This is a genomic window from Vibrio sp. CCUG 15886, assembly GCF_028570825.1.
Lineage (GTDB): Bacteria > Pseudomonadota > Gammaproteobacteria > Enterobacterales > Vibrionaceae > Vibrio > Vibrio vulnificus_B.
On sequence record NZ_JAQQBT010000005.1, the window covers coordinates 180,380 to 202,899 of the forward strand.

Sequence of the window (22,520 nt, forward strand, 5' to 3'; positions counted from 1 at the left end):
AGTTTATGGCAGAGCATACAAACGAAAGTGACATCATTGAACGATTAAATCACGCCCCCAGTGTACGCGGTTTTTTTGTTGAGACCGTCGACATCCTTACCGAGGCCGTCGATGGCTTGGTACAACGAATTTTTCGCAAAGATAATTTTGCCGTGCAATCTGTCGTTGGGCCGCTTTTGCAGGACTCTGGTCCATTAGGTGATGTTTCTGTACGCTTAAAACTGCTCTTTGGTTTAGGCGTGCTATCAGATCATCACTACCACGATATTGAAGACATCATTAAGCTCAAAAACAAACTCAACAGCGATAGCACAGAATACGAGTTTACCGATCCCCAAATACTCGAACCGATTAAGAAACTTCATCTCGTGCAGAAAATGAGCATGGTGCAACTTGAAGTCGATGACCCGGATGGCGATATCGAGCTGAGTTTTTATCAGCTTCAACTGCAAAGAAAGCAACAAATCATCCGCTCTGGTCTCTCACTCGCCATTGTCGAAATCTGTCATGAATTGGGCAAGGACAGCCCATTTTAGTCTTATCTCTTTTAAACCGACTTCCCTTTCCTCTGCACCTCTGCGTTCAAACAAAAAAGCCGAGGTGACAACACCTCGGCTCATCGCATTCTTTCAAAACGATTATTCTACCGTGACCGCTTTCGCTAGGTTGCGAGGTTGGTCAACGTCCGTTCCTTTGATCAACGCCACGTAGTACGAGAGCAATTGCATTGGAATGGTGTAGTAGATTGCTGCGGTGATTTCACTCACGTGAGGCATAGTGATGATCTTCATGGTTTCATCGCCCTCGAACCCTGCGTCCGCATCCGCAAATACATACAAAAGACCACCGCGTGCACGCACTTCTTCAACGTTAGATTTTAACTTCTCGAGAAGATCGTTACTTGGCGCGACTACCACCACAGGCATGTCTGCATCAATCAACGCAAGAGGACCGTGTTTAAGCTCACCCGCCGCGTACGCTTCAGCGTGAATGTAAGAGATTTCTTTCAGCTTCAAAGACGCTTCCATTGCAATGGGATAGAACTCACCACGACCAAGGAACAAGGTGTGGTGCTTATCTGCAAAATCTGTCGCCAAGGCTTCAATGTCTTTTTCAAAAGAGAGTGCTGCGTTGATTTGCTTAGGTAACGCGTGCAACGCTTCTACGATCTCTTTTTCCTTTTCTTTACTGATACGGCCTTGTTGTTTACCCAGCGCCGTCACCAGCATAAGTAGAGCGGCCAATTGGGTTGTAAACGCCTTGGTAGAAGCGACACCAATCTCCACCCCTGCACGAGTCATAAAGGCAAAGTCAGATTCACGGACCAAAGATGACCCCGCCACGTTACAGATGGTCATGGCCGCCATATACCCTTTTTCTTTTGCTAGTCGCAAAGCTGCAAGAGTATCCGCCGTTTCACCCGATTGAGATAACGTAATAAGCAGGCTGTTTGGACGAGTCACAAACTTGCGGTAGCGAAATTCCGAAGCAATTTCCACATCACAGCTCACACCAGCAATGTCTTCGAACCAGTAACGCGCTGTCATGCCCGCATTGTAAGAGGTGCCACATGCGACAATCTGAACGTGCTCAACTTTGCTTAGGATCTCAGCTGCATTAACACCAATGGCTTCGGTCACCACGGAATCTGCGGTAATACGCCCTTCCATGGTGTTGATCAGTGCCGTCGGCTGCTCGTAAATTTCTTTTTGCATGAAGTGACGGTATTGACCTTTATCACCCGCATCATGCTCAGCGTTTGATTCGGCAATCTCACGCTCAACACGCTCACCCGATGCGTCATATACCGCAACCTCACGGCGCGTAATTTCTGCAACGTCCCCTTCTTCTAGGTACATAAAGCGGCGAGTTACGTTAAGCAGTGCCAGTTGGTCGGAAGCAAGGAAGTTTTCACCCACACCAAAACCAATCACAATCGGACTACCAGAACGAGCCACCACGATGCGCGAAGGATCGTTACGATCCAAGACAACCGTGCCGTAAGCACCTTCCAATTGTTTAACGGTTTTTTGTACGGCTTCAAGTAATGACGCTGCTGTACGCAACTCCCACTCGACCAAGTGAGCGATCACTTCTGTATCCGTTTGAGATTCAAACACATAGCCACGAGATTGCAACAACTCACGTAGCGTTTCATGGTTTTCAATAATGCCGTTATGTACCACGCTGATGTCGCCCGACTGATGTGGGTGCGCGTTGATCTCAGAAGGCTCACCATGAGTCGCCCAACGCGTGTGCGCGATCCCCGTCCCACCAACGACATCGGCTTGATCCACAGCATCCGCCAATTCTTGTACTTTACCCAAGCGACGAATTCGGGTCAGATTGGATTGGCTATCAACCACTGCGACACCCGCAGAGTCATAACCGCGGTATTCTAAACGACGTAGACCTTCAACCAAGATCTCTGCGACATCACGCTGTGCAACGGCACCAACGATTCCACACATGTTTTATCTCCATTTTTATTTTTTGCTTCCTCGTACTTCGCAAGCAAAAGTCGTTACGAGGAAAAAGATTAGGCACAGATGACGCGCACGCCATTGGCTTCCATTTCGGCTTTGTGTTCTGGCAGCAAGTCATTGTTGGTGATCAGAATATCGATCATCTCCCACGCCAGTTCGAGATTCGGGATTTTGCGCCCCACCTTGTCGGACTCAACCATGACGATCACTTCTCGCGAGACTTCCGCCATCACTTTACTCAGGCCGACAAGTTCATTAAATGTGGTGGTCCCACGGGTCAGGTCAACACCATCTGCGCCGATAAAGAGCTGGTCAAAGTCGTACGATCGCAACACCGATTCGGCCACTTTGCCTTGAAAGGATTCAGAATGGTTGTCCCAAGTTCCGCCAGTCATTAAAAGCGTAGGTTCACTTTCCAACTCGTTCAACGCGTTGGCTACGTGCAATGAGTTGGTCATCACCACCAAACCACGTTTGCTGTTGAGTTGCTGGATAAGCGCCCCGGTTGTGCTACCGCTGTCGATCACGATACGGTTGTGGTCTCGAATCAGCTCCGCCGCTTTCTCTGCGAGTTTTAGCTTTCGATCCGAAACGTTTTGACTCATTTCTTCATGAATCACTTCTTTGGGGATCGCAATCGCGCCACCGTAGCGGCGCAACAATTGGCCATTCTTTTCTAATGACGCCAAATCCTTTCGAATCGTGACTTCTGAGGTATCAAATTTATGAGCGAGTTCGTCAACACTGACCTCTCCTTTCTCATTAACCAGTTTAGAAATACTGTGTCTTCTCAGCTGAGTGTTTCGTTTCGACATTTAACTTTTAACTTTAAGTTTCGAATTGAAAGAAATTATAGTTGAAGTGAAACTTTTTAGTCCATTTATTTCGATCCAAAAAATTAATAAATAGCGCTGAAACCTTGTCCTAAGACAATTCTTAGACAGTGATATTGACTGAATTCAGTGGTAGAATTCGCCTCCGAAAAGAAAATTTATTACAGAATTGACCGTTATTTTTTTGCAACTTTCTTCATATAAAGTGGAGAAAGTCACAAAAATAGAGAATTTTGAATTATTGAGTTGGTCATAAAATGACTAAACTTGATGAAAGACTTTCAACCCTGATGTCATTAAGTTTTTTGTAGATAGACCCGCTGAGAAGCTAAAAAAAGTGGGACATGTAAAGGCATTAGGCTACAAACACCGACTTTCAAATTGTAACTATATTGACCGGAGAGTATCTTCCATGAAAAAGACCAAAATCGTATGTACGATTGGCCCAAAAACTGAGTCTGTAGAGAAACTGACTGAACTAGTCAACTCAGGTATGAACGTAATGCGCCTGAACTTTTCTCACGGTGACTACGTAGAGCACGGCACTCGTATCGCGAACTTCCGCCAAGTAATGGAAAACACAGGTAAGCAACTTGCTATCTTACTAGACACTAAAGGTCCTGAAATCCGCACTATCAAACTAGAAAACGGCGACGACGTTGATCTAGTAGCTGGTCAAGAGTTCACTTTCACGACTGATACTTCTGTTGTTGGTAATAAAGACATCGTAGCAGTAACTTACCCTGGTTTTGCTGCGGATCTATCTGCTGGTAACACTATCCTAGTTGACGATGGTCTAATCGAGATGGAAGTTATCGCAACGACTGCGACTGAAGTTAAGTGTAAAGTACTGAACAACGGTGCTCTAGGCGAAAACAAAGGTGTTAACCTACCAGGCGTTTCTGTAAACCTACCTGCACTATCTGAAAAAGACAAAAACGACCTTAAATTTGGTTGTGAGCAAGGCGTTGACTTCGTTGCAGCATCTTTCATCCGTAAAGCATCTGACGTGAAAGAAATCCGTGAAGTTCTAGCAGCAAACGGCGGCGCGAACATTCAGATCATTTCTAAGATTGAAAACCAAGAAGGTGTTGATAACTTCGACGAAATCCTAGAGCTTTCTGACGGTATCATGGTTGCTCGTGGTGACCTAGGTGTAGAAATCCCTGCAGAAGAAGTTATCTTCGCACAGAAGATGATGATCGAAAAATGTAACCGCGCACGTAAAGTGGTTATCACTGCAACTCAAATGCTAGATTCTATGATCAAGAACCCACGTCCAACTCGTGCTGAAGCGGGTGACGTTGCAAACGCAATCATGGATGGTACTGATGCAGTCATGCTTTCTGGCGAAACAGCGAAAGGTAAATACCCTGTTGAAGCGGTAACTATCATGGCGCAAATCGCTAACCGTACTGATTCTGTACTAAAAGCAGAGCTAGGCTCTCGTCTAGACAGCCCACGCCTACGTATCACTGAAGCGGTATGTAAAGGTGCAGTAGACACAGCTGAGAAACTAGCAGCACCACTGATCATCGTTGCCACTGAAGGTGGTAAGTCTGCACGTTCTGTACGTAAGTACTTCCCAACTGCAAACATTCTTGCGCTAACGACTAACAAGAAGACAGCTGCTCAACTTGTACTGACTAAAGGTGTTACACCTGTTGTTGTTGATTCAATCGACAACACGGATGCGTTCTACGTAGCCGGTAAAGAGCTTGCTCTTGAATCTGGCCTAGGTAGCAAAGGCGACATCGTTGTGATGGTATCTGGTGCTCTTGTTGCATCTGGTACAACGAATACTGCGTCAGTACACGTACTATAAGAATTCGTTACAATTTGTAAAAAATAAAAAGAGGGCCTCGGCCCTCTTTTTTTATGAAACGGCTTGCGATAACAATCAGTACGCTATATTATCAACCAGAATTGCGTACCGTTAAAATAATCACATTCTTACTAAATAAAATATATTGTTATCAATGAGGTTTTCTTGTGTCTAGCCCGACCCTAACTGACAAAGTATCAAAAATGATCTGCCAGGATATTCTTCATGGCGAGCTGAAACCAGGACAAAAATTAGTCGTTGCGGATCTAAAAGACAAGTACAACGTTGGGGCATCACCAATCCGCGAAGCACTCGTGCAGCTCTCTTGGAGCAAATACGTCAAACTTGAACCACAAAAAGGCTGTTGGGTTGCCCCAGTCTGCGAAAACGAACTGCGCGATCTTTATGAAAGCCTACGCGTCGTGGCTCCTGTTTTGCTGAAAAAAGCAATCGCTTGCGGAAATGAAAACTGGGAACTTGAAGTACTAACGGCTTATCACAAACTTTCCCGTGCTCAGAATTTAGACACCACACCAGATTGGACAGAATGGGAAGAGCGCCACAACCATTTCCACACCACGTTACTTGCAGGCGCTGAAGCAAGAAACATGTTTGATTTCTTTAGAGATCTCGCCAATCAGATTAAACGCTACCGCTATTTTGCTCTCTCTCAACATCAAGGTAATAAGCACTCTCTGTTTGATATTGAAGAGCATGAGATGATCATGAAACTTGCTTTGGCAAAAAATTCCGAAGAAGCGGCACGCCTTTTAGACAGCCATCTTGATAGTTCGATGAAAATGATTGAATCCGCTATCCAAGCCGCTTAATTTCATTTTGCAGAAACAAAAAAATCGGGGATATTCCCCGATTTTTTATTTGAGTGATACCCAAACGACTTGAAGTGACAGCTTCAAGCTGCTGCGTTTGCATCTACCAACCAAAAAACTCTTTGTGATGTGTGTTGAGCAAAAGGATCAACAATAAGAAGTAAATTGCGCTCAATTTAAATCCAAGTACCACTAGGGTTCCAATGGTCAATCTAACTAAAAAATGGTTTAACATACTCTGCCTCTAGCGCCCGAACTGAATATTTCCTTATAAACACGCAACGCGCGACGTTTCCGTTCAAGACAAGGGCAAACTGCACTGGACCGATCTTACTGTTTATCACCACCAAATATGACAGTAATCACAGCAAACTCACTTAGGGGTGACAGTTTACTTAATAACCATTTTAGTTCAATTTTGCTCACATATTAGACTTTAGTCTAACTGTATATATCTCGTTACAATTCCATCGTAGCGGATTAAGCGAGATCTTCATCGTTGTAGCAGAGGGAGACTTTGTTGCGACCAGAGCTTTTAGAGTCGTACAAGGCAATATCAGCACACTTATAACTGAGGGTGCTGTTGGAGGTGAGTTCGGTATAGCCCACGCTAATCGTGACATCGACTTGTTTGGAAATCGACACTGCGACACGCAGACGATTTAACACCACTTCCGCGGCGGAAACGGTGGTATGTGGCATGATGATGGCAAACTCTTCACCACCAACGCGTGCTAAGACATCGGTGTTTCTCAAGCCATTTTGAAGAATCTTAGCCACTTCGCGTATCACACGATCACCTTCATCATGGCCTTGCTCATCATTCACTCGCTTAAAATAATCGATATCGACTAAGGCTAAACATGCCATAGGCGTCGCTGGATAGCGCTCGATCAAGCTGGTATGTTGAGCAAGCTGCTGTTCAAATTTACGTCGGTTCCAGATTTGTGTCAGTTCATCACGCTCACTTAAGTTTCTCAAACGTTCCTCAAGTTCTTTGCGCGCACTGATATCCACCAGCGAAGTAATGTAGTAGCTCACTTGATTGAGAGAGTTTTTCACCGCCTGAATACGCATGATCACTGTGATGATGTGGTTGAGCTTGGTTTGGCAACGGATCTCGCCTTCCCATACCTCGTTCTTTTGTAACTCGCTCCATGCTTTGATCACGGTTTCTAATTCGTCATTCAAAAAGATCAGTTGTTGAGCGCTTTTCCCTTCAATCTTATCTCCCTGATGACCAAACATCACTTCGAATTCATGATTCACAAGAATGATGCGGTGAGAAGTGTCTGAAATCATCACGGCGGTCATGCCATTCAAAGCCGCCCTGGCCAATTTACTTTCTAAATTGCGCTGGCGATAGTGCAGTACAATCGTCAGAGAAGGCAGTGCGACAACCAGGATCAAACACAACACAAAGAGTGCTTCACGCGTAAGATCATTCACGGCAATTTTCGAGCGTTCCATTAACTGCTGCTGATCCATATCGATCAGCAAGTAGAGATCCCTGTCTTGGCCAAAGCTAACACTGTTATGAACCACTAAATCCTGCTCATCGTAGCTGTAACCCGCTTTCTGGTGTCTAAACTGCAGCCAAGCTTGCGGATATTGATCACTGAAACGAAAGGCCGCTCGCTCTGGCAGCAAGTCACCAAACTGCTTTTCTTCTTCCTCACTGATGACGAAGTAGCCACGATCATTGACGATCTCAATGTCAAAATCTTTTACGGGTGAGTAATTCAACCGATCGGCGATGTAATCCACATTCAGATTTAGCGCCAAATACCCTTTGCGCTCACCGCGTATCGTAACTGGAGTAAAAATAGAAATAACCGGCACATAAGGTTTAATTAATTGCTCATCTCGCGTGTCTAACGTGATTCCCCATGCCCCGATCTCGCTATTTTCGAGTGTCTTGGCATAGACAAAATAGGCTTCGCTTGCATCGTTTTGCATCTTCGCCGCAGGGAAAAAGTAATTACGGCTGACGTCGTAATTGAGGCGCAACTGCTCCATCCCTTCCGTGTCCAACAAGCGGATTTCGGTATACCACTTTTGATTGACCACCACAGATTCCCACAAAGACATTAACGCCCTTTCCGATTGAGGATTGGGATCAACGACGAAATCCGTCAAGGTTTGGTTATAAGTCAGTAGTTGTAATACCGAGGCAACTTGATCATACAGGTTGTTGTATTCGCGCTCGGTGTAGGAGAGCTGATTGAGAGCTTCTTTCGCGGTGTTTTCAATATTGGCGTTGAGCAGATCTTGGTATTTATCCTGATAGTAGATAGCAATGAGTGCAGCGAAAAAAGCGCTGGTCAAAATAAGAATGCCGAGTAACTTTCTGATTTTCACTCGTAAATTTTACCTATCAGGGAGAAGAATACCGCGGGAGTATAGCATAGATAGTAGTCAATTTAATCGCCATCAGGCACTACAGATTGATTATGGAATCACAATAATAATGACCACCTATCGGTGGCCATTACATCATGATGAGAGATAGCTTACGCTTTTAGCGCTCTTTCTCCACGAGCAATGCCGACCACACCGCTGCGCGCAACTTCAATCACTTCCGTGACTTCAGAAATGGCCTGAATGAAAGCATCCAACTTTTCGCTGGTACCTGCAAGTTGCACCGTGTACTGCGAGGCCGTAACGTCGACAATCTGACCTCGGAAAATATCCGCAGTACGTTTCACTTCTGCACGAGCAAAACCACTGGCTTTCACTTTCACCATCATCAGTTCACGTTCGATATGATCGAACTCCGTCACCTCTTGGACTTTCAGCACATCAATCAGTTTATGTAACTGCTTTTGAATCTGCTCTAACTGCATCTCGTCGGTCATCGTGGTAATGTTCAAACGAGACAAGGTTTCATCGTCCGTGGGTGAAACGGTCAACGATTCAATGTTATAGCCACGCTGAGAGAACAGCCCTACCACACGAGACAAGGCACCCGGTTGGTTTTCCATTAACAACGAAATAATGTGTCTCATATTAAGTTCTCTCCGTTTTGCTTAGCCACATTTTGTCCATGCCTTCGCCTTTGATTTGCATTGGGTAGACGTGCTCAGTTTCATCCACATTGATATCGACAAACACCAAGCGATCTTTCATGTCGAGGGCGCGTTTAAGCTCTGACTCGAGTTGATCGGGGGTTTCAATGCGAATACCTACATGGCCATAAGCTTCTGCAATGGCTGCAAAATCAGGAACAGAACTCATGTATGAGTTAGAGTGGCGACCTTGATAGATAATGTCTTGCCACTGTTTCACCATCCCTAGGAAACGATTATTCAAGTTGATAATTTTGACCGGAATATCATATTGCATGGCAGTCGACAGTTCTTGAATGTTCATTTGGATACTGCCATCCCCCGTCACCACCACCACTTCTTCTTCTGGCATGGCGAATTTCACCCCCATACCAGCGGGCAGACCAAAGCCCATCGTGCCTAGACCACCAGAATTGATCCAACGGCGCGGTTTGTTGAACGGGTAGTAAAGCGCAGCAAACATTTGATGCTGGCCAACATCTGATGCAACGTAAGCATCCCCATTGGTCAGCTTATGCAGTGTCTCGATCACTTGCTGTGGCTTAATGCGCTCCGAAGAGGTGTCGTAGGCGAGGCAATCTCGTGCTTTCCAGCCTTCAATTTCATCCCACCAGCTCGCTAAGGCTTGCGTATCGTTTTCAGCGCCTTGCTCTTCAAGAAGTGTCACCATGGTCTCAAGCACTTGCTCCGCTGACCCCACGATGGGTAGGTCAACTTTGACATTCTTCGAGATCGAAGAAGGGTCGATATCGATGTGCATGATCTTCGCATTAGGGCAGTATTTTTCTAAGTTGTTGGTGGTACGGTCATCAAAACGTACCCCAACACCAAAAATAAGATCGGCGTTATGCATCGCCATATTGGCTTCATATTTACCATGCATGCCGAGCATGCCTAGAGCGTTTTTGTGGGTCCCCGGGAAAGCACCGAGCCCCATTAGTGTGCTTACAACGGGCAAATTTAATGTTTCAGCCAGCTTGAGGATCGACTCATGCGCACCTGAGATAATCGCACCACCACCGATATAAAGAACGGGCTTCTTCGCTTCAAGTAATGCCTTTAGCGCTTTCTTGATTTGACCTTTATGGCCCGAAGTGGTCGGTTTGTATGACCGCATGCTGATTGACTTAGGATATTCATAAGGCAATTTGATCAGCGGGTTCATCACATCTTTTGGTAAGTCAATCACCACAGGGCCAGGGCGGCCTGTCGTGGCAATGTAAAATGCTTTCTTGATGGTCTCAGGAATGTCTTCCGCACGCTTAACGAGGAAACTATGTTTAACCACAGGGCGAGAAACACCAACGATATCGCACTCTTGGAAAGCATCATTACCAATTAAGCTATTGGGTACGTTTCCTGAAATAACGATCATCGGGATGGAATCCATGTAAGCCGTGGCAATTCCGGTGATGGTGTTCGTTGCGCCTGGTCCTGAACAAACTAGGACAACGCCAGGTTTGCCCGTGGCACGAGCATAACCATCAGCCATGTGGGTCGCGGCTTGTTCATGACGAACTAATACATGCTTGATTTGTTCAGTTTTGGCGTGAAGAGCATCATAAATATCCAGTACTGAACCACCGGGATAACCAAAAATTTGCTCTACGTTTTCTTCGATCAGAGATTGAACAACCATCTCTGCGCCTGACAACATTGCTGTCATAGTGCTTCTCCTTAGCCAGTTTCCATTAAATAAGGTCAATCTAATGGGCTGGTTTTACATAGTTTAGGGCTTATTTGTAGCCTAATTCGAAAAAACTTCATTTTTGCTATGTCCTGCCTTTGTCATAACAAAGAGCAAGGTAACGCAACAAATGTAACTTTTTATTATCAGCAGGTCTAATGAGAGATAGATCGAAATTTAAACAAGATGCTATTTATTAGCACTTAATAAGGAATAGATCGCGGCCAAAGGCCATTAAACAGGATGAAAACCATATTTCTTCGTTAAAAAAGAACAAAAATTCACACCTCACTCAGTTCTGACGGCGAGAATGCTATTTTAGACAATACAAGGCAACGCCTGCCTACAGGCGTCAAAGACGAAAAAACCTCACTGGCGTTTCACACTCAGTGAGGTTCATCAAGGATCAATGTGACGTCAATGTTCGACAGAAAAGCTTATTTCTCTTTCTTTTCTGAATACATTTCTTCGATTTCGTCTTGATACTTGTCGTTAATCACCTTACGGCGCAATTTCTGCGTTGGCGTCAACTCACCTTCATCCATAGAAAATGCTTTTGGTAGCAACTTGAACTTCTTCACTTGTTCAAATTTCGCCAGCTCTTTCTGCAGATCGTTAACGCGCTTCTCCAGCATTTCAACAACTTGGTGATGCTTAATCAATTCAACGCGATCGTGATACTTAATATTGAGCTCTTTGGCGTACTCTTCCAAAGAGTCAAAACAAGGCACTATCAACGCTGAAACGAATTTGCGTGTATCCGCAATCACCGCGATTTGCTCAATGAAATGATCTTTACCAATCGCACCTTCAATCATCTGCGGGGCAATGTATTTGCCTCCAGACGTTTTCATCAGCTCTTTGATACGATCGGTAATGAACAGGTTGCCGTGCTCATCAATGTGACCCGCGTCGCCCGTTTTAAGGAAACCGTGTTCATCAAACGTTTTCTCCGTTTCTTCTGGGAGCTTGTAGTAACCACGCATCACCATCGGACCACGAACCAAAATTTCGTTGTTTTCGCCAATCTTTACTTGTGCGCCCGGCATCGCCATGCCGATAGAGTCGGGGTTAAAGCACTTGTCATCCCAACATGAAATCGTTGCTGTGGTTTCGGTCATGCCGTAGCCCAGCTTCACGTTGATACCAATCGCATGGAAGAAACGGCCAATGGTTTCATCCAGTTTTGCACCACCACATGGCATAAAGTTGATGTTGCCCCCCAGCAGGGCACGCAGTTTTGACAACACCAGCTTATCCGCCAACGCATGGGCTTTTTTCAGCATCAATGAAGGCTGGCGACCTTCTTGGTGACACACGGACATCTTCGCGCCCATGTTCACCGCCCAGGTAAACATGATTTTGCGCATCAGCGGCGCACGAGAGACTTTCTCATGGATGGCAGAGAAGATCTTCTCGTAAAAGCGCGGCACGGCGCACATCACTGTTGGCTTGATATCACTCAGAGCGTCACGAACTTGCATGGTATCTTGCAAATAACAGTTCGTACCGCCTTTATAAAGAACGTAAAAGGTCCAAGCGCGCTCAAAAACGTGTGATAACGGCAAGAAACAAAGCGAAACGTCGTTTTCTGTCAGGCTTAAGCGTCGATCATGTCCCTCTAATTGAGCGGCAATGTTGGCATAATCTAACATCACCCCTTTCGGCTGCCCCGTGGTGCCAGAGGTATAGATTAGCGTCAGCAAATCCTCAAAATTTGCCTGTTCTAAACGTCGTTCGAGCTCAGCACGGGCCTCTTGTTGACCTTGTTGAATGAATGCTTTCCAATGGATCGCAAAGTGATGTTCGCCTAAATCAATATCGTCTGACATGGCGACAATCAGGTTCAGTTGCTCACACTCATCGAAGATTTTCACTGCGGCGTCAAATTGTGGCTGTTCACCCACAAACAGAACTTTAACGTCGGCATTTTGCAGAATATAAGCCGCTTGAGCTGCCGTATTGGTTGGATAAATCGGGACCGTGACAGCACGTAATTGTAGGGCCGCAAAATCGGCCACCGTCCACTGCGGCATGTTATTAGAAAAGATAGCGATCTTATCTTGGACTTCAATGCCCTGCGCAAGCAACGCTAGGGATAATTCATCAATTTGCTGACCAAATTGCTTCCAGCTAATACCTTGCCAAACTGCACCAACTTTATGCTTGAGCGCAACTCGCTCCGCACCTTGTGCAATCTGCTTACGAATTCGTTTTACGATGTGAAAATCTAAATTGGCCATGTCTCTTACCTTTGGCTTACACATGTAAGCTCTATTTGCGGGCACAGTGTAGCGGTGGGAACAAAAAACGCAACTGATGAGGGTCAAACTTATGCTCAATTAGAGAGAATCATCAATAACAAGATAAAAAAATGCCCTCATGGCCAAGGCTCAATGAGGGCATCCAATTTGTAACAGGCCGTGTCGGTTATACCGCAGCAACCACTTCGCCACATGTCACCATCAGCAGATCACGCAGCCAAATGTGGCCTTTGTCTTTTTCTGATGACTCGTGCCAGCTTAAGAAACCGCTGATTTCACGATTTTCAAATGGGAAGTCAAGAATCTGTAGCTGCGCGTTGTTTGCCGCATTTTCCACAATCCAGCGAGGCGCGATCGTCACAAGCTCAGATTGACCAACCACATACAGAACGTTGCTCAAGCTTGTGCCTTCAAAATACGCTGCCACATCCAGATCGCGATACGCTTGCTCAGAGAAGCTGCGTTGGCCGTGAATGCGAGACAGTTTCGCGTGACGCTCTTGCATCAACTGCGCTTCTGTCACTTTACCTTGAATACGAGGATGCTGCTTAGACGTCACAACCACGAGTTCATCTTTGAAGATCTCTGTGCTTGAGAAGCCTTGCTCGTCAAAACGTGCGTAATCAATCACAAAGTCGATTTCTTGATAGCGCATACGCTCAGAGAGCATGCGATCAAACTCTGCATCCAAATGCAATTGTACATTAGGCGCTTTGTTATGAATGTCTGCCATAATGCGTGGTGCAAAACGCATATCACATGGGCTGCAAATCACCAGTTTGAACAGACGAGTTGAAGACTCAGGCTGGAATACAGAACTTGGTAATTCATTGCGGATCAATTGCAGCGCTTGGCGGACTGGACCAAATAATTGACGAGCACGCTGGGTCGGTTGAATACCACGGCCTTGACGCATGAAAAGCTCATCATTAAACATCACTTTTAAGCGAGCAACCGCGTTGCTCACTGCAGGCTGTGACATGCCTAAATTATGTGCTGCGCGAGTAATATTTTGCTCTTGCATAACGGCATCAAATACCGTCAGTAGGTTGAGATCCACTCCGCGTAAAGTACTTTCCATTCGATAGCTGGCAATCGCGCTCATCGCATCTTTTTTATCTAACATCTAGTGCGCCTCTCGTGTAACGGTCAACAAATTTGAATTTGATAGTCAGGAATAGATAACCTGTATTTCTTATATTTATCGCCCTCATCACTCTCAGGGCGCAGCTCACTATCATTGAATTCATTGATGTTTAGCAACTAGATTGATAATTAATCACAATATTTTAGCCAATTATCATTTTTGTTGATTAAAAACATATATTTAAGTAAAACCTAAAAAACTATAAAAAACAGAAATACCCTCATAAGTAGCAATTATTGAGCTAAGTGATGTCTCATCACTTAACCCCCTTAAAGCATTTGCTGCAACTATTGTTTGACCACCAAACCCAACAATCTCGTCAATATTAGCGTTATGAAATTGACACGTAACTGGGAAAGTCGACTTGTTGCCATAGTTGCTCACACAGCGTTTGATGACATGACCACTCACCTTTGAGTATCCATTCGACAATCGCTGGCGCCACTTGAGGATAAATGACTTTTTCCGCCAACGCGTCTTGCAACCAACGCCGCACAACCTGACTGTCCAAGGTGTCCATCACCGTCGCTAAGCCAAGAGTTTCTAAGGTCGCCACGTTGCTTTGTTGCTCAAATTGCCCTTCAAGTGGTTTCACTAATAATTTTTTACCTAAGGTCAACGCTTCTGAAGGAAGCTCAAAACCACCATTCGCGATCACCCCTTTACAACGATGTAAATCTAATTGAAATGAATGATGATCGAGCGCACGGAGTGAAATATTGCCTTCCATTTCTTCCGCGAGCACATCTGGGTGATAACAGATGAATGACTGCGATTTAAAACGCCACAACAACTCGCAAATGGATTCCAACTGTTCAAAGGGTAAATAAACCAGAATCGCATCGCTTTGCTCGGTTTGGTAACAAAGCGTGTGAACAATCGGCGGTAAGATCGGTTGATCAAAATGGTACCAATGCAAACCTAAATGAATGTTAGCAGGAGCAAAATGACGCAGTACTTGCTTATCGAGCCATGATGCCCCCCGCAATGGCACAGAATAACGAAACGCATTTTGATGACTAAGCCCAATGCAGGGCTTGTTTTGTCGTTTAGCAGCCCACGCCGAAACGGGCTCAAAGTCACTGATCACCAAATCATACTGACTAAGATCTTGCTGCTGCACTTCTTGCTTCAGAGTCAATAAACTGTTTTCGAGCGCAGTTTGCCAATAATCCACACGGCCATTTTTCGTCGCAAAGGTGAGCCCTCGACACGTTTTGTACTGGCCAAAGGCTTCCATGGAGAAATAGCGCTTCGGGTCTCGACCAGAAAAAAGAAAATCCACTTGGCAATGCTGCGCCGCAAAAGCGTTTGCCATTGCCCGAGCACGGGCGATATGACCATTCCCCGTGCCTTGTACGCCATACAGAATTTTCATAGGCTCACTCCATCACAAGAATCAAGGCCAAAGTGGCACAGGCATGACCGAGCAGAGCACCAATCACAATGTCACTAAAAAAATGCACGCCCAGTAAAATGCGTGACAACCCGATCAGGGTCGCCCAGCTAAACGCAAACCATGTCAACTCTGGGAAGAAGTAACTTGTGATGGTGGCCATGACAAACCCTGCGGCGGTGTGACCAGAGGGCAAGCTGTAGCGATCTGAAGGGGTGATAAAAGCGGGCAAATAGGCACTGTACTCTTCTGGGCGACGGCGCTTGAAGCTGTTTTTGAGCCCCCAATAAATGGGCAACTCAATGATAAAGGCCAGCAAACCACAGAGCAAAAACCACGTTCCTAGTGAAGGAATAGCCAGCCATGCGGCCAGTCCAATCAAGGCGTAAAGGTGCCCATCGCCACTGTGGGAAATCGCTTTGCTGATGGTTGCCACTTGGTAATTGAATCTATGTTTTAAGCAAAAGCTAGAAAGCGCAAAGTCAAAGTCTGCAATACGTTGTATCGGCAGACGCAGCGTGTTGATCGATTTCATTGTTGCCATCCTGAATGTCGTTCTCCTGCTACTAAGCTAGGAAACCAGAGTGACAATCCCATGAAAGGAATTTGGCGATTTAGTGACAACGCCCAGAATCCTTGATAAGGCTTGGGCGATCAAGAAGATAGCGAGAGGGACAAAGGAAGAGGAGAAGAACGAAGAGAGCACGAACAGAGTGCTCTCTTTGCGATCAATAAAGAGAAGAAATCGCCATCGCGAAAATTAACTGGGATCAATTGACTGTATATACCAAATGTTTTTGTCTTTTCGACATGCCATCAAATTGCCTGAGCGAGCCTGATTGGCACCATTGAGCTGATACTGTAAATCACGACATTGATAACTGCCTGTCCACAATATTTTTTGGCTTGCTGATCGGGTTTTCGGCGTTAACGCTGCATTGGGCTTCACCGATAAAATGTCACGCGGTTCGATACGGCTTTGCACATAACCTTGATGTACATAGCCTTCAATCATTCCCTGTCTCTCGACTAACAACCAAGGTGCGCCGGGGACTTTTGCCAACGCGATGAAGACATCTCCCGTTTGCAGCTGCCCTACTTTATTTGATTTCGCAGATGGAGCTGAGCGTAGGTTAACCACCGTGGTGGCACTGAATGGCAAATCCAGTAGAGACAGTTCCCCTTTTAATGTTACTCCGGGGTAAACGTCAGTCCCGACAAGAAACGTTTTGGTTTTAGGATCAGAAGAAGCAATACGCCATTGTGACGCCTTCAACCCTTCTTTCTCCTCCCCACCAGCCATTTCAGAACTCTCGCTTTCCAACAAAGTCGCCATTGCGGTTAGGAAGGTTTTCTGTTCCTGAGAGCTCAACGTCAACTCAAGCTGCTGTTGTAATACTTCTGCATTTTTAGATAATTGTGCCGAAGAGACACTGCTTACTTTTCTTTCGGTACTGGTTGATTGACAGCCAAGTAACGTCAAGCAGCTCAATGTTAACACTGCATACCAAGCCGATTTATTAGACATTATCTTCTCCCTTCTCTTCATCACTTAAACTCTTGTTCCATCGAGCGCTAAGCGCCAGCCAACCCGGAATAATCGGTACACCTTCATTTTCTTAGTGCCCAATAGTGCTAGGCGAACACCGTTTCGGGCAAGTATTAGAAAAGTATGAAAGCAAACGCTTTAGCAGTGATGTCACATTACGTAGCGACAACTCGTTAACTCTCTCACTTAATCTTTGCTATCCAATAATCGCCGAGAGCAGAAATGCCACAGACAACGACGTCACTAGAGGGCTCTGACGTTGTTTTTTCCAACAAATCGTATTTTTATCGCTCAACTGATCGGATATGAATAAAAAATCAACTTTAGGGTTGACGCGCCACACTGAGTGCGGTACTAATCTGTTAACTTAATTTTGTGGAATGCTTAACAAGATGACAGCACATTTTTCTTTCCTACTGAACCTCCTCCTCATCGTGACAAGATCGCGCGGGTAGGCTGTGGAAGAAAAATAAACCACACAGAATAACAACTAGCCCGCACATCGATGCGGGCTTTTTTATATCCAAACACAACATTGACCAGAAGAAATCGATTAACTATCGAGAAAAGGAAGCGAACATGAACGATCAGGTAATTATATTCGACACCACGTTACGTGATGGCGAACAAGCGTTATCAGCGAGCCTAACGGTAAAAGAGAAGTTGCAGATTGCTTATGCGCTTGAACGACTTGGCGTTGATGTGATCGAAGCAGGCTTCCCGGTTTCTTCTCCTGGTGATTTTGAGTCCGTACAAACCATCGCTCGTAATATTAAAAACAGCCGCGTATGTGCCCTTTCTCGCGCCGTAGAAAAAGACATTGATGCCGCCGCTGAAGCCTTGAAAGTGGCAGAAGCATTTCGTATCCACACTTTTATTTCCACCTCGACCATTCACGTGCAAGACAAATTACGTCGTAGCTACGATGATGTCGTTGAAATGGGCGTTAGAGCAGTAAAACATGCTCGCAAATACACGGACGATGTGGAATTTTCTTGCGAAGATGCCGGACGTACGCCTATCGACAATCTTTGCCGCATGGTAGAAGCCGCGATAAATGCGGGCGCGCGTACCATCAATATCCCAGACACCGTGGGCTACACCGTACCAAGCGAATTTGGCGGCATTATCCAAACCCTATTTAACCGCGTACCGAACATCGACAAAGCGATCATTTCAGTTCACTGTCACGATGATTTAGGCATGTCTGTCGCCAACTCCATTGCTGCTGTTCAAGCTGGAGCTCGTCAGGTCGAAGGGACAATCAATGGCATTGGTGAACGAGCGGGTAACTGCTCTCTAGAAGAGATCGCCATGATCATCAAAACTCGTCAAGAGTTACTAGGGGTTCGAACAGGCATCAACCACGAAGAAATCCATCGTACCAGTAAGTTGGTCAGCCAACTTTGCAACATGCCAATCCAAGCCAATAAAGCCATTGTCGGTGCCAATGCCTTTAGCCACTCTTCCGGTATCCACCAAGATGGCATGCTAAAGAATAAGAACACTTACGAAATCATGACGCCTGAGTCGATTGGCCTGAAGAACCAAGCGCTGAACCTAACCAGTCGCAGTGGCCGTGCTGCGGTGAAGAGCCACATGGATGCCATGGGCTATAAGGAAGATGAGTACAACTTAGATGCGCTATACCAAGATTTCCTAAAACTAGCGGATCGCAAAGGACAAGTCTTCGACTATGACCTAGAAGCACTGATGCACTTCTCTAACCTGCGCGAAGAAGATGATTATTACAAGCTGAACTACCTAAGCGTGCAATCAGGCAGCGTGATGGCGACCACCAGCATTAAACTGTTGTGTGGCGATGAAGAGAAATGCGAAGCAGCCGTTGGTAATGGTCCTGTCGATGCGTTATACCAATGTATCTACCGTCTGACGGGCTACGACATCGTATTGGACAAGTTCGATCTCACTGCCAAAGGGGAAGGTGAAGACGGCTTAGGCCAAGCAGACATTATCGCCAATTACAAAGGCCGTAAGTACCACGGTACGGGTATCTCAACGGATATCGTTGAAGCATCAGGTCAGGCATTGCTGCACGTTATCAACAGCATTCATCGTGCCGACGAAATTGCCGAAATGAAACAGAAAAAAATCGCAACCGTATAACTGTATTCCGAGCACTTCATTGTGCTCGGAACGCCCATAATTCGCTGCAACACAGCACAATAAAATTCAATAATTAAAGGATTAACATGACAGACAAAACTTACAAAATCGCCGTTTTACCTGGCGATGGTATTGGCCCAGAAGTAATGGCTCAAGCACACAAAGTGCTGGATGCGATTGAGAAAAAACACGCGATTCACTTCGAACGTGAAGAGCACGACGTTGGCGGTATTGCGATTGATAATCATGGCTGTCCACTCCCCCAAAGCACGGTAACCGCATGTGAAGAGTCAGACGCGGTGCTGTTTGGTTCAGTAGGCGGCCCTAAGTGGGAACATTTGCCACCTAACGACCAACCAGAGCGTGGCGCGCTCCTACCGCTACGTAAGCACTTCCAGCTGTTTTGCAACCTTCGCCCTGCTCAAATTCACAGTGGCTTAGAAGCATTTTCACCATTGCGTGCCGACATCTCGGGCCGTGGTTTTGATATTGTCGTCGTGCGTGAGCTAACTGGTGGTATCTATTTCGGTCAACCCAAAGGCCGTGAAGGTGAAGGCGCCAACGAAAAAGCGTACGACACAGAAATTTATCACCGCTTTGAAATTGAACGCATTGCGAAGATTGCCTTCGAGTCGGCTCGCCTACGCCGCAAGAAAGTGTGCTCTATCGACAAAGCCAATGTACTGCAAAGTTCTATCTTATGGCGTGAAGTCGTCGAAGAGATCGCTAAAGACTACCCAGATGTTGAGCTATCGCATATGTACATCGACAACGCAACGATGCAGTTGATCAAAGATCCTGCGCAGTTTGACGTCATGCTTTGTTCTAACATCTTTGGCGACATTATTTCGGACGAGTGTGCAATGATCACGGGTTCCATGGGCATGTTGCCATCAGCAAGCCTAAACGAAAGCAAATTCGGCCTGTATGAACCTGCAGGTGGCAGTGCGCCTGACATCGCAGGGAAAAACATCGCTAACCCGGTCGCGCAAATCCTTTCAGCCGCTCTCATGCTACGTTATAGCCTTGGTGAAGAGGCCGCAGCACAAGACATTGAAAACGCGGTTTCTCAAGCGCTAGCCGCCGGTGAACTGACTGCCGATCTTGCCGGTGACAAACCAGCACTATCGACCGCTGAAATGGGCGATAAGATCGCACAATACATTCTAAATTCATAAAAACACGGAAGTTCGAGCAATGGGCAAAACACTATACGAAAAAGTTTATGAAGCACACGTCGCGGTTGCCGCAGAAGGTGAGACGCCGATCCTATATATCGACCGTCATTTAGTGCATGAAGTGACTTCTCCACAAGCGTTTGATGGCTTACGTGAAAAGGGGCGCCAAGTGCGTCAAGTGAGCAAAACGTTCGCGACCATGGATCATAACGTATCCACCACCACCAAAGACATAAATGCGTCTGGTGAAATGGCCCGTATTCAGATGGAAACCCTGATCAAAAACTGTCAGGAATTCGGCGTCACCTTGTACGACATCAACCATAAATATCAAGGCATTGTGCATGTTATGGGGCCAGAATTGGGCATCACTTTACCAGGCATGACCATTGTCTGTGGTGATTCTCACACCGCAACACACGGTGCGTTTGGTTCGCTGGCATTTGGTATTGGTACTTCTGAAGTCGAGCACGTGCTGGCAACACAAACCCTTAAGCAAGCGCGCGCCAAAACCATGAAAATAGAAGTTCAAGGCAAAGTCGCTGACGGTATCACCGCCAAGGACATCGTCCTTGCCATCATTGGCAAAACCACCGCAGCGGGTGGAACGGGCTATGTGGTGGAGTTCTGTGGTGAAGCAATTACAGACCTTTCCATGGAAGGCCGCATGACCGTGTGCAATATGGCAATTGAGTTGGGTGCCAAAGCAGGCTTGATCGCACCAGACCAGACCACCTTCGACTACATCAAAGGTCGTAAATTCGCGCCAACTGGCGCAGATTGGGATGCGGCGGTTGAATACTGGAAAACACTCAAAACCGATGAAGACGCTAAGTTTGATGCTGTGGTGACGTTAAACGCTGCCGATATCAAACCTCAAGTGACGTGGGGCACGAACCCAGGCCAGGTGATTGCCGTAGATGAGCCCATTCCAGCACCAGAAAGCTTCAGCGATCCCGTTGAAAAAGCGTCCGCCGAAAAAGCACTGGCGTACATGGGACTGGAAGCGGGTAAATCGCTGTCCGAATACAAAGTCGACAAAGTCTTTGTCGGCTCTTGCACAAACTCACGTATCGAAGATATGCGCGCCGCCGCTGTCGTTGCCAAAGGGCGCAAAGTAGCATCACACGTTCAAGCGCTGATTGTTCCAGGGTCTGAGCAAGTCAAAGCGCAAGCCGAAGCCGAAGGTTTGGATGTCATTTTCAAAGAAGCGGGTTTTGAATGGCGCCTACCTGGTTGCTCTATGTGCCTGGCAATGAACAATGATCGTCTAGGGCCACATGAGCGCTGTGCGTCAACGTCAAACCGTAACTTTGAAGGCCGCCAAGGTCGTGATGGTCGTACACATCTAGTGAGCCCAGCCATGGCTGCCGCGGCGGCAATTGCTGGTCATTTTGTTGATATTCGAGATTGGAAATAAGGGGAACACACATGCAAGGTTTTAAACAACACACCGGTTTGGTGGTTCCTCTTGATGCGGCGAACGTGGATACCGATGCGATCATTCCCAAGCAGTTTCTACAAAAAGTCTCTCGCTTAGGTTTTGGCAAACACCTCTTCCATGATTGGCGTTTTCTTGATGATGCGGGCGAACAACCCAATCCAGAATTTGTCATGAACCACGCGCGTTACCAAGGTGCCTCTATCCTGCTGGCACGAGAGAACTTCGGTTGTGGCTCTTCACGTGAGCACGCCCCTTGGGCACTGGCTGACTATGGCATTCGTGCGATGATTGCACCGAGTTTTGCCGATATTTTCTACGGCAACTCGATCAATAACCAAATGGTGCCTGTTCGTTTAACTGAACAAGAAGTCGATGAACTGTTCCAATATGTGCAAGCGACGGAAGGGGCACAAATCGAAGTAGATCTTGAAGCGTTGAAAGTGCGCGCAAATGGCAAAGAATACTCATTTGAGATCGATGACTTTCGTCGTCACTGCTTGTTGAATGGTTTAGACCACATTGGTTTGACCCTACAACATGAGGACAAGATCGCCGCTTTTGAAGCAGATATTCCTGCGTTTCTGCGCTAATTTCTGCATTGAGTTAGATAACAATGGGAATAGCATGCTATTCCCATTTTGTTTGCTGGCGATGAAATTGATCGTCGTTTGTCACGGTCCTATATC

At 46.2% G+C, this 22,520-nt stretch carries 17 protein-coding genes; 7 read left to right on the forward strand and 10 right to left on the reverse strand.

Annotation, left to right across the window (positions count from 1 at the left end; all coding sequences use genetic code 11):
* Positions 1 to 5: 5 nt before the first annotated feature.
* Positions 6 to 536, forward strand: a complete 531-nt coding sequence (locus PQQ36_RS12320) for an MltR family transcriptional regulator (protein ID WP_013572455.1) — start codon at positions 6 to 8, stop codon at positions 534 to 536.
* A gap of 102 nt (positions 537 to 638) precedes the next feature.
* Here PQQ36_RS12320 and glmS read toward each other — a convergent pair whose 3' ends face one another.
* Positions 639 to 2,471 carry a glutamine--fructose-6-phosphate transaminase (isomerizing) gene (gene glmS / locus PQQ36_RS12325; RefSeq protein ID WP_039552562.1) on the reverse strand — a complete coding sequence of 611 codons (1,833 nt, stop codon included), beginning with the start codon at positions 2,469 to 2,471 and terminating at the stop codon, positions 639 to 641.
* A 68-nt stretch (positions 2,472 to 2,539) separates the two neighbouring features.
* Positions 2,540 to 3,301, reverse strand: a complete 762-nt coding sequence (locus tag PQQ36_RS12330; protein ID WP_011078722.1) for a DeoR/GlpR family DNA-binding transcription regulator — start codon at positions 3,299 to 3,301, stop codon at positions 2,540 to 2,542.
* A 430-nt stretch (positions 3,302 to 3,731) separates the two neighbouring features.
* Between PQQ36_RS12330 and pykF the strand changes: the two genes are divergently transcribed.
* Together pykF and PQQ36_RS12340 are read left to right on the forward strand one after the other, a co-directional pair.
* A complete protein-coding gene (pykF, locus tag PQQ36_RS12335) occupies positions 3,732 to 5,144 on the forward strand; it encodes a pyruvate kinase PykF (protein WP_039552559.1) in 1,413 nt (470 codons plus the stop codon).
* 167 nt (positions 5,145 to 5,311) lie between these two features.
* A complete protein-coding gene (locus PQQ36_RS12340; RefSeq protein WP_011149413.1) occupies positions 5,312 to 5,974 on the forward strand; it encodes a GntR family transcriptional regulator in 663 nt (220 codons plus the stop codon).
* A 480-nt stretch (positions 5,975 to 6,454) separates the two neighbouring features.
* Here the strand turns inward: PQQ36_RS12340 and PQQ36_RS12345 are convergent, their stop codons facing one another.
* From PQQ36_RS12345 to PQQ36_RS12380, 8 genes are all read right to left on the reverse strand, one after another.
* Positions 6,455 to 8,335, reverse strand: a complete 1,881-nt coding sequence (locus PQQ36_RS12345; RefSeq protein WP_039552556.1) for a sensor domain-containing diguanylate cyclase — start codon at positions 8,333 to 8,335, stop codon at positions 6,455 to 6,457.
* Positions 8,336 to 8,487: 152 nt separating this feature from the next.
* A complete protein-coding gene (gene ilvN / locus PQQ36_RS12350) occupies positions 8,488 to 8,982 on the reverse strand; it encodes an acetolactate synthase small subunit (protein WP_011078726.1) in 495 nt (164 codons plus the stop codon).
* A 1-nt stretch (position 8,983) separates the two neighbouring features.
* Positions 8,984 to 10,708, reverse strand: a complete 1,725-nt coding sequence (locus PQQ36_RS12355; protein ID WP_011078727.1) for an acetolactate synthase 3 large subunit — start codon at positions 10,706 to 10,708, stop codon at positions 8,984 to 8,986.
* A 458-nt stretch (positions 10,709 to 11,166) separates the two neighbouring features.
* Complete coding sequence (locus tag PQQ36_RS12360; RefSeq protein ID WP_039552554.1) at positions 11,167 to 12,972, reverse strand: AMP-dependent synthetase/ligase; 1,806 nt, start codon at positions 12,970 to 12,972, stop codon at positions 11,167 to 11,169.
* 187 nt (positions 12,973 to 13,159) lie between these two features.
* Positions 13,160 to 14,119, reverse strand: coding sequence for a transcriptional regulator LeuO (leuO, locus tag PQQ36_RS12365; protein ID WP_103169987.1), 960 nt, complete (start codon positions 14,117 to 14,119; stop codon positions 13,160 to 13,162).
* Positions 14,120 to 14,471: 352 nt separating this feature from the next.
* On the reverse strand, positions 14,472 to 15,518 hold the full coding sequence (locus tag PQQ36_RS12370; protein WP_017421251.1) for an MJ1255/VC2487 family glycosyltransferase: 1,047 nt from the start codon (positions 15,516 to 15,518) through the stop codon (positions 14,472 to 14,474).
* A gap of 4 nt (positions 15,519 to 15,522) precedes the next feature.
* Positions 15,523 to 16,071 carry a phosphatase PAP2 family protein gene (locus tag PQQ36_RS12375; RefSeq protein ID WP_170861649.1) on the reverse strand — a complete coding sequence of 183 codons (549 nt, stop codon included), beginning with the start codon at positions 16,069 to 16,071 and terminating at the stop codon, positions 15,523 to 15,525.
* Positions 16,072 to 16,296: 225 nt separating this feature from the next.
* Positions 16,297 to 17,064, reverse strand: a complete 768-nt coding sequence (locus PQQ36_RS12380; RefSeq protein WP_061059103.1) for an SH3 domain-containing protein — start codon at positions 17,062 to 17,064, stop codon at positions 16,297 to 16,299.
* Between the two features lie 600 nt (positions 17,065 to 17,664).
* On the opposite strand from PQQ36_RS12380, the gene leuA reads away from it, so the two are divergent.
* From leuA to leuD, 4 genes are all read left to right on the forward strand, one after another.
* Entirely contained in the window at positions 17,665 to 19,212 is a 1,548-nt protein-coding gene (gene leuA, locus PQQ36_RS12385) for a 2-isopropylmalate synthase (RefSeq protein ID WP_011078733.1), read from the forward strand.
* 86 nt (positions 19,213 to 19,298) lie between these two features.
* Positions 19,299 to 20,390 carry a 3-isopropylmalate dehydrogenase gene (gene leuB, locus PQQ36_RS12390; RefSeq protein WP_011149404.1) on the forward strand — a complete coding sequence of 364 codons (1,092 nt, stop codon included), beginning with the start codon at positions 19,299 to 19,301 and terminating at the stop codon, positions 20,388 to 20,390.
* A gap of 19 nt (positions 20,391 to 20,409) precedes the next feature.
* On the forward strand, positions 20,410 to 21,810 hold the full coding sequence (leuC, locus tag PQQ36_RS12395) for a 3-isopropylmalate dehydratase large subunit (RefSeq protein ID WP_011078735.1): 1,401 nt from the start codon (positions 20,410 to 20,412) through the stop codon (positions 21,808 to 21,810).
* An 11-nt stretch (positions 21,811 to 21,821) separates the two neighbouring features.
* Positions 21,822 to 22,424 carry a 3-isopropylmalate dehydratase small subunit gene (gene leuD / locus PQQ36_RS12400; protein ID WP_011149402.1) on the forward strand — a complete coding sequence of 201 codons (603 nt, stop codon included), beginning with the start codon at positions 21,822 to 21,824 and terminating at the stop codon, positions 22,422 to 22,424.
* The last annotated feature ends 96 nt before the right edge of the window (positions 22,425 to 22,520 follow it).

What these genes read in the sequence shown, in the direction of transcription:
- PQQ36_RS12370 (WP_017421251.1), bottom strand. Translation starts at nt 15,518, where the DNA reads ATGAAAATTCTGTATGGCGTACAAGGCACGGGGAATGGTCATATCGCC.
- PQQ36_RS12320 (WP_013572455.1), top strand. Translation starts at nt 6, where the DNA reads ATGGCAGAGCATACAAACGAAAGTGACATCATTGAACGATTAAATCAC.
- pykF (WP_039552559.1), top strand. Translation starts at nt 3,732, where the DNA reads ATGAAAAAGACCAAAATCGTATGTACGATTGGCCCAAAAACTGAGTCT.
- leuA (WP_011078733.1), top strand. Translation starts at nt 17,665, where the DNA reads ATGAACGATCAGGTAATTATATTCGACACCACGTTACGTGATGGCGAA.
- PQQ36_RS12380 (WP_061059103.1), bottom strand. Translation starts at nt 17,064, where the DNA reads ATGTCTAATAAATCGGCTTGGTATGCAGTGTTAACATTGAGCTGCTTG.
- leuC (WP_011078735.1), top strand. Translation starts at nt 20,410, where the DNA reads ATGGGCAAAACACTATACGAAAAAGTTTATGAAGCACACGTCGCGGTT.
- PQQ36_RS12375 (WP_170861649.1), bottom strand. Translation starts at nt 16,071, where the DNA reads ATGAAATCGATCAACACGCTGCGTCTGCCGATACAACGTATTGCAGAC.
- leuB (WP_011149404.1), top strand. Translation starts at nt 19,299, where the DNA reads ATGACAGACAAAACTTACAAAATCGCCGTTTTACCTGGCGATGGTATT.
- ilvN (WP_011078726.1), bottom strand. Translation starts at nt 8,982, where the DNA reads ATGAGACACATTATTTCGTTGTTAATGGAAAACCAACCGGGTGCCTTG.
- PQQ36_RS12330 (WP_011078722.1), bottom strand. Translation starts at nt 3,301, where the DNA reads ATGTCGAAACGAAACACTCAGCTGAGAAGACACAGTATTTCTAAACTG.
- leuO (WP_103169987.1), bottom strand. Translation starts at nt 14,119, where the DNA reads ATGTTAGATAAAAAAGATGCGATGAGCGCGATTGCCAGCTATCGAATG.
- PQQ36_RS12360 (WP_039552554.1), bottom strand. Translation starts at nt 12,972, where the DNA reads ATGGCCAATTTAGATTTTCACATCGTAAAACGAATTCGTAAGCAGATT.
- leuD (WP_011149402.1), top strand. Translation starts at nt 21,822, where the DNA reads ATGCAAGGTTTTAAACAACACACCGGTTTGGTGGTTCCTCTTGATGCG.
- glmS (WP_039552562.1), bottom strand. Translation starts at nt 2,471, where the DNA reads ATGTGTGGAATCGTTGGTGCCGTTGCACAGCGTGATGTCGCAGAGATC.
- PQQ36_RS12355 (WP_011078727.1), bottom strand. Translation starts at nt 10,708, where the DNA reads ATGACAGCAATGTTGTCAGGCGCAGAGATGGTTGTTCAATCTCTGATC.